The sequence below is a fragment of the Streptomyces noursei ATCC 11455 genome (assembly GCF_001704275.1).
GTDB classification, from domain to species: Bacteria; Actinomycetota; Actinomycetes; order Streptomycetales; family Streptomycetaceae; genus Streptomyces; species Streptomyces noursei.
This window is the reverse complement of the sequence record NZ_CP011533.1, coordinates 9,656,725-9,671,731: the sequence shown is the minus strand read 5'-3', so window position 1 is coordinate 9,671,731 and position 15,007 is coordinate 9,656,725. Positions and strand designations below refer to the sequence as shown.

At 67.0% G+C, this 15,007-nt stretch carries 11 protein-coding genes and 4 pseudogenes; 8 read left to right on the top strand and 7 right to left on the bottom strand.

The window, feature by feature from the left end:
* Position 1: 1 nt before the first annotated feature.
* Positions 2-1,186: a type I-G CRISPR-associated protein, Cas3-extension family gene (locus SNOUR_RS46870; protein ID WP_159425731.1), complete on the top strand. Its 1,185-nt coding sequence runs from the start codon at positions 2-4 to the stop codon at positions 1,184-1,186.
* Positions 1,187-1,641: 455 nt separating this feature from the next.
* On the opposite strand, the gene istB (SNOUR_RS41345) is transcribed toward SNOUR_RS46870, so the two are convergent.
* From istB (SNOUR_RS41345) to istA (SNOUR_RS41330), 5 genes are all read right to left on the bottom strand, one after another.
* Positions 1,642-2,469, bottom strand: a complete 828-nt coding sequence (gene istB / locus SNOUR_RS41345; RefSeq protein ID WP_067342984.1) for an IS21-like element helper ATPase IstB — start codon at positions 2,467-2,469, stop codon at positions 1,642-1,644.
* Entirely contained in the window at positions 2,469-3,716 is a 1,248-nt protein-coding gene (istA, locus tag SNOUR_RS41340) for an IS21 family transposase (protein WP_067342985.1), read from the bottom strand. Before istA (SNOUR_RS41340) ends, istB (SNOUR_RS41345) begins: the two co-directional genes overlap by 1 nt.
* 431 nt (positions 3,717-4,147) lie before the next feature.
* Positions 4,148-4,558, bottom strand: coding sequence for a hypothetical protein (locus SNOUR_RS46865; RefSeq protein ID WP_159425732.1), 411 nt, complete (start codon positions 4,556-4,558; stop codon positions 4,148-4,150).
* A 114-nt stretch (positions 4,559-4,672) separates the two neighbouring features.
* Complete coding sequence (istB, locus tag SNOUR_RS41335) at positions 4,673-5,464, bottom strand: IS21-like element helper ATPase IstB (protein ID WP_067342987.1); 792 nt, start codon at positions 5,462-5,464, stop codon at positions 4,673-4,675.
* Complete coding sequence (gene istA / locus SNOUR_RS41330; protein WP_067342988.1) at positions 5,464-7,002, bottom strand: IS21 family transposase; 1,539 nt, start codon at positions 7,000-7,002, stop codon at positions 5,464-5,466. Before istA (SNOUR_RS41330) ends, istB (SNOUR_RS41335) begins: the two co-directional genes overlap by 1 nt.
* A 182-nt stretch (positions 7,003-7,184) precedes the next feature.
* On the opposite strand from istA (SNOUR_RS41330), the pseudogene SNOUR_RS49655 reads away from it, so the two are divergent.
* From SNOUR_RS49655 to SNOUR_RS41305, 7 genes and pseudogenes are all read left to right on the top strand, one after another.
* A pseudogene (locus tag SNOUR_RS49655) lies at positions 7,185-7,949 on the top strand (ISL3 family transposase); the annotation flags it as partial.
* A 120-nt stretch (positions 7,950-8,069) separates the two neighbouring features.
* Positions 8,070-8,768, top strand: a complete 699-nt coding sequence (locus SNOUR_RS49650) for a transposase (protein WP_446677953.1) — start codon at positions 8,070-8,072, stop codon at positions 8,766-8,768.
* Positions 8,769-9,054: 286 nt separating this feature from the next.
* Positions 9,055-9,393, top strand: a complete 339-nt coding sequence (locus SNOUR_RS41320; protein ID WP_376738480.1) for a hypothetical protein — start codon at positions 9,055-9,057, stop codon at positions 9,391-9,393.
* A 274-nt stretch (positions 9,394-9,667) separates the two neighbouring features.
* A pseudogene (locus SNOUR_RS41315) lies at positions 9,668-10,114 on the top strand (helix-turn-helix domain-containing protein); the annotation flags it as partial.
* 376 nt (positions 10,115-10,490) lie between these two features.
* Positions 10,491-10,793 (top strand): annotated as a pseudogene (locus SNOUR_RS49645) (transposase); the annotation flags it as partial.
* 635 nt (positions 10,794-11,428) lie between these two features.
* Positions 11,429-11,641: pseudogene (locus tag SNOUR_RS46860) on the top strand (hypothetical protein); the annotation flags it as partial.
* 213 nt (positions 11,642-11,854) lie between these two features.
* Entirely contained in the window at positions 11,855-12,058 is a 204-nt protein-coding gene (locus SNOUR_RS41305) for a helix-turn-helix domain-containing protein (protein WP_067357475.1), read from the top strand.
* Positions 12,059-12,460: 402 nt separating this feature from the next.
* Here the strand turns inward: SNOUR_RS41305 and SNOUR_RS41300 are convergent, their stop codons facing one another.
* The gene (locus tag SNOUR_RS41300) at positions 12,461-13,477 is read right to left on the bottom strand and encodes a DNA-directed RNA polymerase subunit alpha (RefSeq protein ID WP_067342990.1); all 1,017 of its coding nucleotides are present in this window, start codon (positions 13,475-13,477) and stop codon (positions 12,461-12,463) included.
* Positions 13,478-13,738: 261 nt separating this feature from the next.
* Positions 13,739-15,001: an IS701 family transposase gene (locus SNOUR_RS41295; RefSeq protein WP_376738482.1), complete on the bottom strand. Its 1,263-nt coding sequence runs from the start codon at positions 14,999-15,001 to the stop codon at positions 13,739-13,741.
* Positions 15,002-15,007: the final 6 nt, after the last annotated feature.

Genomic DNA, 15,007 nt, shown 5'->3' with positions numbered 1-15,007 from the left:
AATGCACGAGCTGGAACTACCCGCCCTTCGTGGAAACTCGGCCCTCGGGTTCCTCGCTGCTCTCGGCGTCCTCGAACTGACCGCCCTCAGCCTCGACCACACCCCCCGCCTGTCCTGGCGCAGTCCCACCGGGCCCGCCGTCCTCCACACCCACCAGCCCTTCACCCACGAAGCGGTCGCCGGACTCCTCCGCACTCATCTGCCCACCACACCCGAAACCGAGCCGCTGCCCATCGCGCCCGGAATCCTCTCCCTCCCGCGACACGAGGCCGCTGAGAAGACGCCCAATGAGCCGCTCAGAATGCCAATCGCCATGGCCCTGAGGCGCCTACGCGAACACACCACCGCCGAGCGCCTCGACCACTCCCCCGTCGCCCACTGGTTCACCGCGCTGGTCAACCAACTCCACCTGGCACCCCCCACCAGCGGCGCCAAACCCGGTCCCATCGAGAGCCTCTACACCAAGACCACACCGCTGTTCGCCCCCAGTGGGGGAATGACACTGGCGAACAACTGGACCAAGGCAGCTGAGCTCTGCCGCAAGGACCCCAGCCACCTGCTGGCAGCCCTCACCGCGTGGCGGCGGGTTGAGGGCTATACCGGCGCCAACCTCGACCACGCCTCCGCCGGCGACGCACACACCACCAGCCACGGCAAACCCGCCCAACAAGGCGTCCCCGGCGCCACCTGGCTCGCCCTCCACTCCTTCGCCACCTTCCGCCTCACCGGCACCGCCCGCCGCGGCCACACCACCAGCTGGGAAACCACCCCCGACGGCCCCACCCTCACCTGGCCCACCTGGCACCCCCCACTCACCCCAACCGCCCTCACCACCCTCCTCGAACACCCACTTCTCCGCGCCCACAACCCCGACCCCTCAAAACTCGATAGCCTCGCGTCACAGCCCGCTACACCGCCACCCGAAACCGCCTCTCCAACTCCGACGGCCCCCTCCAACCCGCAGCCCTCACACCCCTCCCAGAGCCTCGGAACCCCAAGCACACACGCAACACGCCAACCACACCTAATAAAAATGTCCGCTAAGCGCGCACATGCCCGAACCAGAACAGCACAAGAAACCGTCGCCGGAACGAATTTGTGCAGCTCATGCAGGGGCATCTCCGCGGTCCACAGCCGCGGCACCACAGCAGCGCGACGAGGGCGGCCACGTCGGCGCGGCCGGTGACGGGCATCTCCGCGGTCCACAGCCGCGGCACCACAGCAGCCGCACCGTGTCACGCTCGACCTGACAACCGAGCAGGCATCTCCGCGGTGCACGACCGCGGCACCACAGCAGCCTCGCCATCCGGGACCGGCTGACCACCTCCATCGAGGCATCTCCACGGCCACAGGCCGCGGCACCACAGCAGCCACGTTCCGGAGGCGTACCTCGCCTCCATCCCCGTACATCTCCGCGGTCCACAGCCGCGGCACCACAGCAGCTCGATCTTGTCCTCGACTGTTCCTGCCACGCGCAGGGCATCTCCGCGATCCACGACCACGGCACCACAGCAGCAAGGTGAACCCGGCGGCGAGCAGCGCGTCCGCAGGGGCATCTCCGCGGTCCATGTCGGCGGCGGCTGAACTCTGACCCACTTTGGTCGGTTGAATCCTGACCCAGGTGGTGTCTGCTGCGGTTGCTCAGTCGTTGTCGGTGGTGTCGTGCGGGATGCGTCCGAGTTCGCGTCCCTTCATGCGATACGAGTCGCCCTTGAATGAGTGGACCTCGGCGTGGTGGACGAGGCGGTCGATCATCGCGGCCGCGACGGTCTCGTCGCCGAAGACCTCTCCCCAGCGCCCGAAGGGCTTGTTGCTGGTCACGATCACCGAGGCGCGTTCGTATCTGTTCGAGATCAGCTGGAAGAACAGGTTCGCCGCCTCGGCTTCGAAGGGGATGTAGCCCACTTCATCGATCACGATCAGTGGGTAGCGGCCGAGCTTGGTGAGCTCGACCTGGAGGCGTCCGGCCTGGTGGGCGGCGGCCAGGCGGTCGACCCATTCGGACGCGGTGGCGAAGGCGACCCGGTGGCCGGCCTGGCAGGCCCGCACTCCCAGACCGATGGCCAGGTGTGTCTTCCCGGTGCCCGGCGGGCCCAGGAAAACGGCGTTCTCCTTTCCGGTGATGAAGTCCAACGTGCCCAGATGCGCGAGCTGTTGGCGCGTCATGCCGCGCAGATGGGTGACGTCCAGCTCCTCGACCGTCTTGATCGCCGGGAAGCGGGCCGCGCGGACGCGGGCCTCGCCGCCGTGGGACTCGCGGGCACTGACCTCCCGCTGGAGGCAGGCGACGAGGTATTCGGCATGCGTCCAGGACTCCTTGCGGGCCCGCTCGGCGAGCCGTTCGGCGGCGTCCAGCAGTGCCGGGGCCTTCATCGCCCTGGCCAGGAAGGCCAGGTCAGCCGCGGTCTGCTGACCGGTTCGGCGACTTGTGGCGGGGGCGGCGTCGTCGGTGGCGGCGCGGGCGGGCATCAGCCGGCCTCCTGGTTGTTGCCGCCGTCGATGACGGTGAAGAGCCGGTCATAGGTGCCCAGCTCGCGCTGTTCGACCTCGACCACGTCCGGGGCCGCTGCCGCGCAGGCAGCACCGTGCCGTCGATGTACTTCGCGGCGCATCACGTCGCCGGCGGCGGCGTGATGCGGGTCGGTGAGGGTCTGGTGGCGGGCCCAGCAGCGGGGATGCCGGGCCACGATCTCGCCGCCCTGGGCCAGGACGATGACCTCGTCGTTGTCGCAGAGCACGGTCACCATCCGGCCGATCGCCGCGGGGTCGACGGAGTAGTCGCAGGTGTCGACGCGGACGTAATGATCGCGTCCCAGGCGGATCTGGAACCGCCACCAGGACGGCGGGTCAACGGGTGGCAGTGCGAGCATCCCGGCCCGGTCCGCCTCCCACCGGTCGCTCGGGCGGGCCTGCAAAGTGCGGTGGACGCGCCGGTTGGCGACCTTCAGCCAGGCGTCCAGCTGTGTGTTGAAGTCGTCGGGGCCGGTGAAGTGACGGCCCGGCAGGAAGGAGGTCTCCAGATAGCCGTTGGCCCGCTCGACCAGCCCTTTCGCTTCTGGATCCCGGGGCCGACACAGGTAGATCTTGGTGGCCAGCAGGCCCGCGAACGCGGCGAACTCGGAGGTGACCCGGCCCTTGCCGACGCCGGCCTCGTTGTCCCAGACGAGCATCCTGGGGACGGCTCCCCAGGCGGTCAGCAGCCGCCAGTGCCCGTCGATCAGGTCCCCACTCCGGCGCGAGGGCAGCATCCTCGCGGCGATGATCCGCGAGTAGCCGGACACCATCACCAAAACCGGCGGCCGTCCTGTCTGCCCATAGCCCAGCGGGATGTCGGCCTCGGGAAACCACAGGTCACACTGGGCCAGCTCGCCCGGCCGATACGTAGTCCGCGAGACCGGGTCCACCGGCAGATACGCCGGCCGCAGCTCGCGCACCCGTTCCCTGAGGATGGTCATCCCGCGCTGCCAACCGATCCGCTCCGCGATCACGGTGGCAGGCATCGTCGGCGTCTCCCGCAAAAGCTCACGGATCTGCACCTCGACCGCGTCCACCGCCGAGCCCTTCGCCGGACGCTCGTACTTCGGCGGCCGGTCGTGCGCCAGCGCGCGTTTCACCGTGTTCTTCGAGATGCCCAGGTGCCGGGCGATCGCCCGGATCGGCATCTGCTCGGCCCGGTGCAGTCGGCGGATCTCTGCCCAGTCCTCCACGTGGATCACCTCTTCCCTCCTGACCTTGATCACCAAGGCCAGGGTCAGATGAAGATCACCAAGTGGGTCAGATTTGATACGCCGTCAGAGGGTCAGGATTCGAGCGACGCCGAGAGTCCACGGCCGCGGCACCACAGCACGGCTTTAATGGTCGCTGATCGTGGTGGTCTTGAGGGTGTTCCCGTTTGACCCGCTGCCTGCCTGATTCGTCCAGGGACAGTGGCGCGAGGTGTTCCCCTGGGGAACACCCGCGGCAGTTGAGAGGAATGTCCTTTGACATCCAACCTAGTCGCTCCAGGTCAGGACATCGCACCGGACTAACTTGGCTTCAAAGGACAGCGTAACCTGGTGGTGCACAACGACAAGGCCCGTACCGGGCGCGGAGGATCTCAGCTTCCGCGGCCGGTACGGGCCTTTGGTGTTCCCCAGGGGAACAGGCGTTAGGGGTTCAGATCTACGAACCCGAGGGCAGTGGCCAACTTGTTGTAGTCCTCGATCGGTGCGGCGTTGCGCGGGCCGAAGGCGGGGACTGGGGCCTGGAGTCGATGTTGCCGACGGATGTAGCTGCTCCAGCGAACCTTGTGCAGTTGGAAGTGCTCGCCATACGTCTTCGTCATTGATGCGACGGTCGTATCGCCTTCGACATCGGGGCGTCCAGGTGTCGGGGTACCGCACATCACGATGTGCTTGATGGTCGGGGCGGTCTTGCGTCGGCGAGAGCGTGAGTTCTGCTGCTTTCGCATCTCTGCAAGCTCCTCGAACGTTGCCTTGAGGTCGGTTTCTTCCTTGCTTGTTACGAGGACAGGCGGGACGATCTCGTTGTCTTCTTGGAAGGGGATGAGCACAGACACCTGTCAACGGCCTCTTGGTCGTCCCCGCTGGCGGCCTTGAGGCATCCCTGCTGGTGGAAGGCATTGTCGCCCCACTCGCGGCCAGATGTTCTCCCCGCCCTGGGTCGGTGTGGATCAGCTGAAGGGCTTCACTCCCTTTCCGGTGGTGGCCTCGGTGAACCTGAACGAATCACCCTGAGTGACTGTGACGTGAGCGTGATGGAGGAGCCGGTCGACGGTCGCGGTGGCCAAGGTCTTGGGCATGATCTCGTCGAATCCAGACGGGTGGAGATTGCTCGAAACTGCGATCGAGCGCCGTTCATATGCGGCATCCACCAGGCGGTAGAAGCCCTCGGCGGCGTCCTCGGAGACGGGCAGCAGCCCGATGTCATCGACGATGATCAGGTCCGAGCGGACAATCTTCGCCAGCGCCCGGGCGATGGAGTCGTCCGCGCGGTGCCGGCGGACCAGGGCGCCCAGGTCCTCGATGGTGAACCAGGCGACGGTCAGGCCGGCCTCGACCGCGGTCTGCCCGAGCGCCTCAGTGAAGTGTGACTTTCCCGTCCCCGACGGTCCACAGATACAAAAATTCTCCCGGCGGCCGACCCATTCCAGGCTCTTCAGGGCGTCCTGCGTGGTCCTGGGTATGGAGGACTTGGACTCGTGCCAGTCCCCGAAGGTCTTCCCGGTGGGGAACCCGGCCCGCTTGCGCCGGGTGTGGAGATTGGCCCGGTCACGTCCGGCCGCTTCCTCCGCCAGCAGGACGCGGACGACCTCGGCGGGATCCCAGCGTTGGGCCTTCGCGGTGGGGATGATGTCGGTCAACGACCGCCGGATGTGCGGGAGTTTGAGTCGCTTGGTCAGCTCGATGGCCTCGGCGAGCGGGTCGCCGTTCGTGCCGGGAACGGTGCGAAGAGGGGTGGCCATCAGAAGTGGTCGCTTTCGTCGTACTCGGAAAGATCAGCAGTGCTCGGGGCGGCGGCGCCGAGGGCGGACCAGGCGGAGGTGCCGGGCTGCAGCGAGTGGGCCTCGCTGCGACGGACCGGCTCGGCCAGGCCGTGGACGGCCTGGTAGTCGAGGATCGACATGAGGTCCTTGTCCGCGAAGCGGGCGGTGACCGCGGCGGTGCCGAGCGCGCGGTCAACTTCCGCTATCGAGTAGAGCTTCGAGAGGGCAACGGCCTCGGCCATCTTCGCCTTGATCCGGCGAACCCCGGCCGCCCCGGCCTCGATCAGCCAGCTCGCAGCACCCGGGCCGAGCTGGAGAAACGCAGCCTCCTCGGCGGAGGTCGCCCTCGGAGTGCGGTCGGCTTCCTTGTCCTCGCGCGGCGGATAGTGGGCATCCTCCAGGACCGGCGAGCCAGGCTCGCCGCGCGGATGGCGGGCGACCTCAAGGGCCGAGCCCGTCTCGTCGACGGCGGTGACGATCAGCTCGTCCCCGTGGAAACGGGCCCAGACCCGGGTGTCGATCAGCTCGTGCGGGACCGAGTAGCGGACCGCGTCGACCGAGATCGTCGACTCCCAGGAGACCCGCCGGGTGGTGCCGAACGCCGCGGTGAACGGCCGCCGCGGCAGCGGGTGCAGTCGATGCTGCTCTTCTGCGAGCCGCTCGACCGGCTTGCGCCGAGTCACCTTGTGTGTGCGGGAGTTGACCTCTTCGCAGAACTGTCGGCAGGCGGCCTCAAGCTCGCCGAAGGTCTTGTACTGCTCGCGCAGATTGACGTCCCTGGGCACCAGATCGGCATTCGCGATCTTCACTGTGGACTCCGAGCCGCCCTTCGTTTCCGGGTCCGCCGGCAGGCAAGTACGGATCGTTGTGCCGTAGTGCCGGGCGACCTCGACGACTTCTGAGTTGCGGACCGCGATCCCGGCGACGTGGTCGGTGGTGACCGTCTTCTCGTTGTCCGTCAGGACGTAGGCCGGGATGCCGCCGATCCTGCGGAAAGTGGTGTCCAGACACGCGGTGATCGTTGGCAGCGTCTTGTCCCAGATCGGAATGACGACGCGGAAACGCGACCAGGCCAGCCATGCGCAGAACAGCGTGGTCTTGCGGCCCTTGATCACCGGGCCGTCGCCGAAGTCGTACTGAAGCCAGAGCCCGGGCTCGGTCACCCATGGCCGGTAGACACGGCGTCGACCTGCCCTGAACTGGGCTTTTGCCTCGGCAACGGTGCGGCGGGTGGTGCGTTCCCCGCCGGTGAAGCCCATCGCGGCGATCCTCTTGTGGACCACGTCCGCGCGGATCTTGCCCTGCGAGCGGACCACCAGTTCCTCGATCTTCGGCAGATAGTCGTCGATCTGCCGGGCCCGCTGCCGGCGCTTGTCGGGCTGCTGGCCGGCCGCCCGCATCTTCACATAACGGGCCACCGTGTGGTGGTCGCACCCGGCCAGCTCGGCCGCGGCACGGTAACTGCCTGTGAGGTCGTATGCCTCAAGGATCTCCATGATCTCCCTGCTGTTCTTCACCCGCTCCAGCGTCGCCGAGCGGGACTACTCGGGGCGAGCGGGGAGAAATCTGGCCGTACTCGGGGAAACCCGTGGCCACAAATTGCGCCGTATATGGCCGCCACCGGGGAGCTTACGGGGCTCTGATCAACATTTCGGGATGACCGTGCGTAACTGATCTCCAACCCCCTTGTTGACCAGGTGTGTTAGGAGATCACATAGCCAAGACGCTGCTGCCGCACCTGGCCAGCGTCGCGATCGAGGACATACGAGCTGATGGTGGATGTATCTGTATCACTGCCTCGGCGGCTGCTCGCTCAGCCCAGTGCCCAGGCTGCGGGACGCACTCACAGCGAGTCCACGACCGATATCGTCGGCGGCTCGCTGACGTCGCGATCGGTGGACGGGCGACAACGATACATCTGACGGTTCGCCGGTTCCGGTGCGAGCAGTCGTCGTGCCCGCGCAGAACCTTCGTCGAGCAGGTCGACGGGCTCACCTTCCGCCACGGCCGCCGCAGCCAACTGCAGCAGGCGATGCTGATATCGATCGCACGCTGCCTGGCCGGTCGGGCCGGTGCCCGGCTCGCCGCCCTGCTGCACTGCGCGATCAGCCCGAACACCCTACTCAACCGTGTGCGGAGGCTGCCTGCCGAGCCGCCGGAGCGGAGCCCGCGGGTACTGGGCGTCGACGACTTCGCACTCAAGCGCGGTCACGTCTACGGCACCGTCCTCATCGACATCGAGACCGGCCGCGTCGTCGACGTCCTGCCCGACCGCACCGCCGAGACCTTCACCGCCTGGCTCGAAGAACATCCCGGCGCCGAGATCGTGTGCCGTGACCGCGCGAGCGCGTACGCGGAGGCGATCCGCACGGCCGCGCCGGATGCGGTCCAGATCGCAGATCGCTTTCACCTCTGGCAGAACCTGTGCAAGGCGGTTGAGAAGTGCGTCGTCGCCCACCGCTCCTGCCTCACTCCGGCCGAGGAGGCGAACCAGGACGCCCTGGTGGAACGGCCTGCCGAGCCGCCGGCGATCGAGGGCAAGCGGGCCGCGAACACACGCCGCAACTTCGCGGCGGTGCACGAGATGTACGACAAGGGCGTCGCCATCGAGGTGATCGCCAAGTCCCTGCGGATGGACCGCAAGACAGTCCGCAAGTACGCCCACGCGACAGTCGTCGAGGACCTGCTCTCGCCGCCGCGGCAGAGCCGACGGATGCTGCAGCCCTGGGCCGAGTACCTCAATATGCGCTGGCAGGAGGGGTGCACTGACAGCGGGCGCCTGTTCCGCGAGATTCAGGAACGCGGCTACCGCGGCAGCAGCCGCAGTGTCCGGCGCTGGCTCGAGCCGTTGCGCTCCGCCGAGTCGCCGACCCCGAAGAGGTCGGAGGCGCCCACGGTCCGGCAGGTCACCGGCTGGCTCACCTGTCACCCCGACAACCTCAGCTCCGGTCAGCAGCTCCGCCTCAAGCGCATCCTGGCCGATTGCCCTGAACTCGCCGATCTACGACGGCACATCGCGGCGTTCGCCGCGATGATGAAGAACCTCGACGGCCGTCTGCTGCCCCGCTGGATGAAGGCGGCCCAGGGCAGCGAGCTGCCACCCCTGCGCGGTTTCGCCCGCAACCTCAGCAAGGACCTCGACGCCGTCACCGCCGGCCTCACCCAGCCCTACTCCAGCGGCATGGTCGAGGGCCACGTGAACCGGGTGAAATACCTCAAACGTCAAGGGTATGGACGGGCCAACTTCGATCTCCTGCGGCGCCGTATTTTGCTCACACCGTGAGCCGATCACGCACGGTCATCCCGAAATGTTGATCAGAGCCGTATCTACTGGCCGCCGTCAACCGCCGTCACAGAGTGGATCAACGACGCTCCCCTGTGGGTCTGCCGAGTGCTGGGGTTCCCGCTCGACCCGCTGACCGGCGCGGTGTCCGTCCCGCCCCTGGCAGGAGATCACCCTCGACCACTACGAGCGCACCCGCGCCCACCACCGCCACGAGATCCGACGACTGAAGACTGCCACCTTCGCCCACCTCGACTACCCCGATGCGAAGCAGGCCCTCCAAGTCGTGCGCTGGAGGAAGGACTTCACCACCGGCAAGCTCAACATCGAACGCGTCTACCTGATCACCAGCCTGCCGCCCGGCACGGCCAGCGGCGCCCAGCTCGCCGCAGGGATCCGCGGCCACTGGAAGATCGAAAATCTTCTGCACCACGTCCGCGACCGCACCTTCCGCGAGGACGACTCCAAGATCCGCACCCGGCGCCTTCCCCGCGTCATGGCCACCCTGCGCAACCTCGCTATTGGCGTCCACCGCCAGGACGGCCACACCAACATCGCCGCCGCCCTCCGCCACACCGCCAGCGACTGCCACCGACCCCTGACTGCCCTCGGCCTCACCGGATGAACCCGGACAGAAGACGATCATGCAACGGACCCTGCACGGCAAGGTTTGTGCCATACACGAACAAGAAGGAGTGTGCTGGCCCCCGGACTCACGTCCGGACGCGTACGAGATCAAGGACGACCTGACAAGGGTCCTGCTATCTCTGGGAGGTGGGCTACTACTTTATTCGGGCCGCAGGACAACCTAGTGCCGCATCAATGAACCTTTGCCACGTTGTGATGTGACATGTCGGTGGACGTTGGCCCGTGGGGTTCGGTGCCGCCAGGATGTCCGGGTGGCAGAACGAGTACGCGTCCGTGAGATCGATGACGACGAAGGCAGGCGGTTGCTGCGGATTGTCCGCAGGGGCAGCGGGTCGGTGGTGACCTGGCGGCGGGCACAGATGGTGTTGCTGTCCGCCCAGGGCATGCCGGTGATGAAGATCGCCGAGGTGACGTTCACCAGCGCGGACCGGGTCCGGGACGTGATGCACAACTTCAATGCGGACGGATTCGATTCCCTGTATCCGAAGTACTCCGGAGGTCGGCCAAGGACGTTCACCTTGCCCGAGCGGCGTGAGATCAAGAAGATCGCCAAGTCCAAGCCGGCCGAGCACGGTCTGCCGTTTTCGACCTGGAGCCTGGTCAAGCTGGCCGACTTCCTGGTCGCTGAGGGGGTGGTCGACGACATCAGCCACGAGGGCCTTCGGGCCCTGCTCCGCGAGGAGGGCGTGTCCTACCGCTGGGACACACACCCCCACAAACGCCCCTGAACACCACCATTCCGCCCACGCTCTTATTCACCAGAGCTTTGTCATGGTCCTCGATCTCGGTCTGTGGGTGTGCAGGGTCTGTGGCAGCGCGATGTTCCACGACAATGCTGCCCCATGCAATACGCCAGGCGCGCCTCTCCAGGTGTGTCGCCTGCATCGCGGGTAAGGAATCGCCCCTCACCAGTGCGCACTGCCCTGACTCGCCTTTCCTGCACGGATCTCCGGCGGGGACCCAGAGACGCAAGAATGCACCGCGGCATTCGGAATGCGTACCGAGGACAGGGCTTGGTCGGGTTAAATTTCGATGGAGCGTGTCCCCTGCGTGGTGTGTGTCGTTGAGAGGGGCGTGGCCCCAGAGGAAATCATCGTTGTTCGTGGCGAGTTGGAGGATTTCGCGGGAGATGTCTTCGATTCGTTCGGACGCAGCGATCAACGTCGGTGGGGTCGGGTCTACCTGCGGGGGCTGCTGACAGACGGGCAACGCAAGTCGGTGGAGCCGATGGCGGCGCGGCTGGGTGAGGATGGGATCCGGCAGGCGCTGGCCCACTTCATCACGGCCAGCCCGTGGGATCCTGTTCATGTGCGGGCTCGCTTGGCGCGGACGATGCTGCCGGTCATCAAGCCGACCGCGCTGATTATCGATAACACCGACTGTGCGCCACGAGGCGCTGAGAATCGAGCGGGAGGAGGTGGCCCCGCCGCTCCCCCGCCCACCTCGCCACCTGCGCCGCCTACGACTGAGATGCCGACCAGCAGCAGCCGGACACCGGCACCGCCCAGGGCCTCATCTCGTCGAGCCGGGGGTGAGCAGATCGCCAGCCAAGGCGACCGCGCTCCAGTTCGACGGCAAGCGTCGAGCGTCCTCACATGCCGCACCGACCAAGGTCGTCACGATCCGCACCTTGCCCGCTCCCGCATTCACCAGGCTGGCCGCGCTGTGTCTGGCCTGGAACGCGAGTGCATCCGCGACCGCACCCTGGAAGGTCATGAGTCCGCCCGCAAGCACGGCAATACCATCAGCGGGGCCAGCGTCGCCGGCGACCACATGCTGTCCATGACCCTCCATCTACAGGAGCAGGAGATGAGCCTGCACGACATCGCGGCGCGACTCGTCATCGCCACCGGTAAGAAAAAGAGCCAGCACCCCTCACCCGCGGCAGTGATGCGGATGCTGCGCACGTACGACGAGACCACCGCGCCGAATCCGTAAACCTGCTGGTCAAAGCCCTGATGGTCCGAACATGATGGACCCGTTCCGTTTCACGCGACAAGAGGACCATCCTCGTGGGCGCCCAGTCTCGAACTGCGCCGGGCCACGCTCGACACGCCGCCGCCCGCAAGGAGCTAGCCGAGGCCAAAGACGCCCTCAAGCACGGCAAGCTGTCCCTGTACACGGTACTGGCCAGCGACTCCAAAGCCATCCGCAAGATGCCGGCCCGCGCCCTGCTCGAATCTCTCCCCGACATCGGCAAAGTGAAGGCCCAAAAGCTCCTCGCCGAGATGGAGATCTCCGAGAGCCGCCGGGTGCACGGTCTGGGCATCCAACAGCGGAATGCATCCACGAACGGTTCGCGCCCCAGGGCCGACCGATCCGGTGGACGGTACAACTGTGCGTTCTCTGGGCCGTTGCTACTCGCCCCAATCCGCCAGCAGGCCCCGGCCCCCTGCAATGATCACCTTCCGTACATCGAAGCTGAAGGGGACGAACTCATGAACAAGGGAAAGCGGATCACCGGCACGGCCCGCGACAAGCTCGCCACCGAACTCAAGAAGGAATACGAGGGCGGCGCCTCCATCCGCGCCCTCGCCGAATCCCGGGGGCGTTCCTACGGCTTCGTCCACCGCATCCTCACCGAAGGCGGCGTCACCCTACGCGGCCGAGGGGGTACTTCGCGTCCGCAGTCCGGAATGTGAGGGCAGTGCCGACCTCGACACGTACGAGAGGTATGGCGATCACCCCAGCCAGTACGGACATCCACGCCCGAAGGCGGAACTTCGGCCGGAACACCGGCCCGGCCCGACGAGACGAGACCGCCCCGGAGGGGGAGACCACCGAGGCGAGATGCCAGCATCGTGCGACCGCACCGCACGTAGCCCGCTGTTTGCCCTGAGCGTGCGGCGTCGGCCGGCGGCTGGAACGTGGCACCGCCGATCTGCTCAGCGATGGGCAGAAAGGATTCCCAGTTCTCCCCCGGGCTCACGTGGCGAGGCGGCGGATGGCGTCGCGGTCGTTCAGGCAGCCGTCGTCCCGCGGCGTGTAGACGCTGATCACGGCTGTTGCGAGAAGGAGCCGTGTGACGATGCCGTCGGTGCGGTTCAGTACTGCTCGATCTCGGCGAAGCCCGTGTCGTCGCCTGCGCCGAAGGCTGCAGCCGCGGCAGTCGGATCGAATCCGGGCGGGCTGTCCTTGAACGCTAGACCCATATCGGCCAGCTTCGCCTTGACCTCGTCGATCGACTTCGCACCGAAGTTGCGGACGTCGAGCAGGTCCGCCTCACTGCGCGCCACCAGCTGACCCACGGAGTGGATGCCCTCGCGCTTGAGGCAGTTGTAGGACCGGACGGTGAGCTCCAACTCCTCGATCGGGGCCGCCAGGTCGGCCGCCAGCGCGACGTCCGTCGGCGACAGGCCCACCTCGATGCCTTCGGCGTCGACGTTCAGCTCGTGGGCCAAGTCGAACAGCTCGACCAGCGTGCTGCCCGCCGAGGCCATGGTGTCGCGCGGACGCATCGCCTGCTTGGTCTCGACGTCGACGATCAGCTTGTCGAAGTCGGTGCGCTGCTCGACACGGGTCGCCTCAACCTTGTACGTGGCCTTGAGCACCGGCGAGTAGATTGAGTCGACCGGGATCCGGCCAATCTCCTGGCCCTGCTGCTTGTTCTGGACGGCGGAGACGTAGCCACGGCCACGCTCGACGGTCAGCTCCATCTCCAGCTTGCCCTTGGCGTTCAGGGTGGCCAGGACGAGATCGAGGTTGTGCACCTCGACGCCAGTTGGCGGAGCGATGTCGGCGGCGGTGACCAGGCCGGGGCCATGCTTGCGCAGGTACATCACGACCGGCTCGTCGTGCTCGCAGGAGACGACAAGCTGCTTGATGTTGAGGATGAGGTCAGGGACGTCCTGTTTCATGCCGGGCACGGTGGTGAACTCGTGCAGCACGCCGTCGATCCGGATGCTGGTGACGGCGGCGCCGGGGATCGAGGAGAGGAGGGTGCGGCGCAGGGAGTTGCCGAGGGTGTAGCCGAAGCCTGGCTCCAGCGGCTCGATGACGAACCGGGAGCGGTATGCGTCTACGATCTCTTCGGTGAGAGTGGGACGCTGAGCGATCTGCATGAGATGTGGCCTCCAGTCTTCAGCACCCGCCATATGCTGCCGACCCACCGGGCGGCAGCTTGATGCCGGTGCGGCCAGGGTACGGGCGATGCGGATCACTGGCCGTATGCCTCGCGGAGGAACCAGCGGGTGAGGGGCTATTAGGGCTTTGTTAGGTTCTGTGGTGGGGTTCGGGTGTGGGGGCTGGTTGGCCGCATATGCGGCAGGCGCCGGTCCAGGTGGCCAGGAGTGTCTGTAACGCGCGGAGGGCGGCGTAGAGGGTCAGGCCGGCGCAGGGGCTTTTGGGTCGAGCCTGAGCAGGGTGCAGAATGCCTGGGCGAGGGCGGTGAGGGTGACGTGGCGGTGCCATCCGGGGTAGTTGCGGCCTTCGAAGTGGTCCAGTCCCAGGCCGTCCTTGAGTTCGCGGTAGTCGTGCTCGATGCGCCAGCGGATCTTGGCGGTGCGGACCAGTTCGCGTAGTGGGGTGTCGGCGGGCAGGGTGGACAGCCAGTAGTTGGTGGGTTCGGCAGAGCCGGATGGCCATTCGGCCAGCAGCCAGCATTCGGGTAGGGAGCCGTCGGTGGCGCGGCGGATGGTGCGGTTGGCCGGACGGACCCGCAGGGCCAGGAACCGGGAGCGCATCGCGACTTTGGGGTTGCGTTTTGTGGTCTTGCTGCCCTGGCGCCAGGTGACAGTCCGCGCCGCGGACCTGCCCGTATCCAGGGCGAGTTGCCGCAAGGTGGTGTGCGGGATCGGGTAGGCCGGCACGGGTGGTCGGCCCCGGCCGCTGTAGGGAGGGCGGACGGGGACCGCCTGGCCCGGATAGGCGGTGGTGGTGCCCTTGACCGCCACCGCGTAGGTCAGGCCGCGCTCGGTCAGGCCCTCGCGAAAGCCGGTGGCGTCCCCATACCCGGCATCGGCTACCACCGGCAAGTCGGGAAGTTCCCAGTCCCCTCGCACCTCATCCAGCATCTCCAAGGCCAGGCGCCACTTCTCCCGGTGCCGCTCACAGTCCGGGATCCCTGCCTTGGCGCGTCGGCGTCGGATGGCCTCGGCCAGCAGCCTGTCGTCCTCGGTCGTGGTGTCGTCCCAGCTCTCGGGCACGAACAGGCGCCAGTCGACGGCCGAGGAGGCGTGGTCGGACACCAGGTTGACGCTGACGGCAATCTGGCAGTTGCCTTGCTTGCCCAGCGCGCCGCAGTACATCCGCGCCACCCCCGGAGAGTCGTAGCCGTCCTTGGGAAAGCCCACATCGTCGATGGCGTACGCCTGTGGTGCGACATGCGCAGCCGCCCACTGCGCCAGCCGCTGACGGACCACGGTCCAGTCCCAGGTGGAGGAGGAGACGAACTGCTGGAGTTGCTGATGGTCCACTCCCAGACGCTCGGCCATCGGCTGCATCGACTTGCGTTTGCCGTCCAGCATCAGCCCACGCAGGTACAACTCGCCCTTGGCCCGCTGATCACAACGCGGCAGCGAGCCGAGCATCTCCGCCGCAAACGCCTCCAGGCGCGGACGGACCTCTTCCATCTCCTCAGGAGTCACACCTGA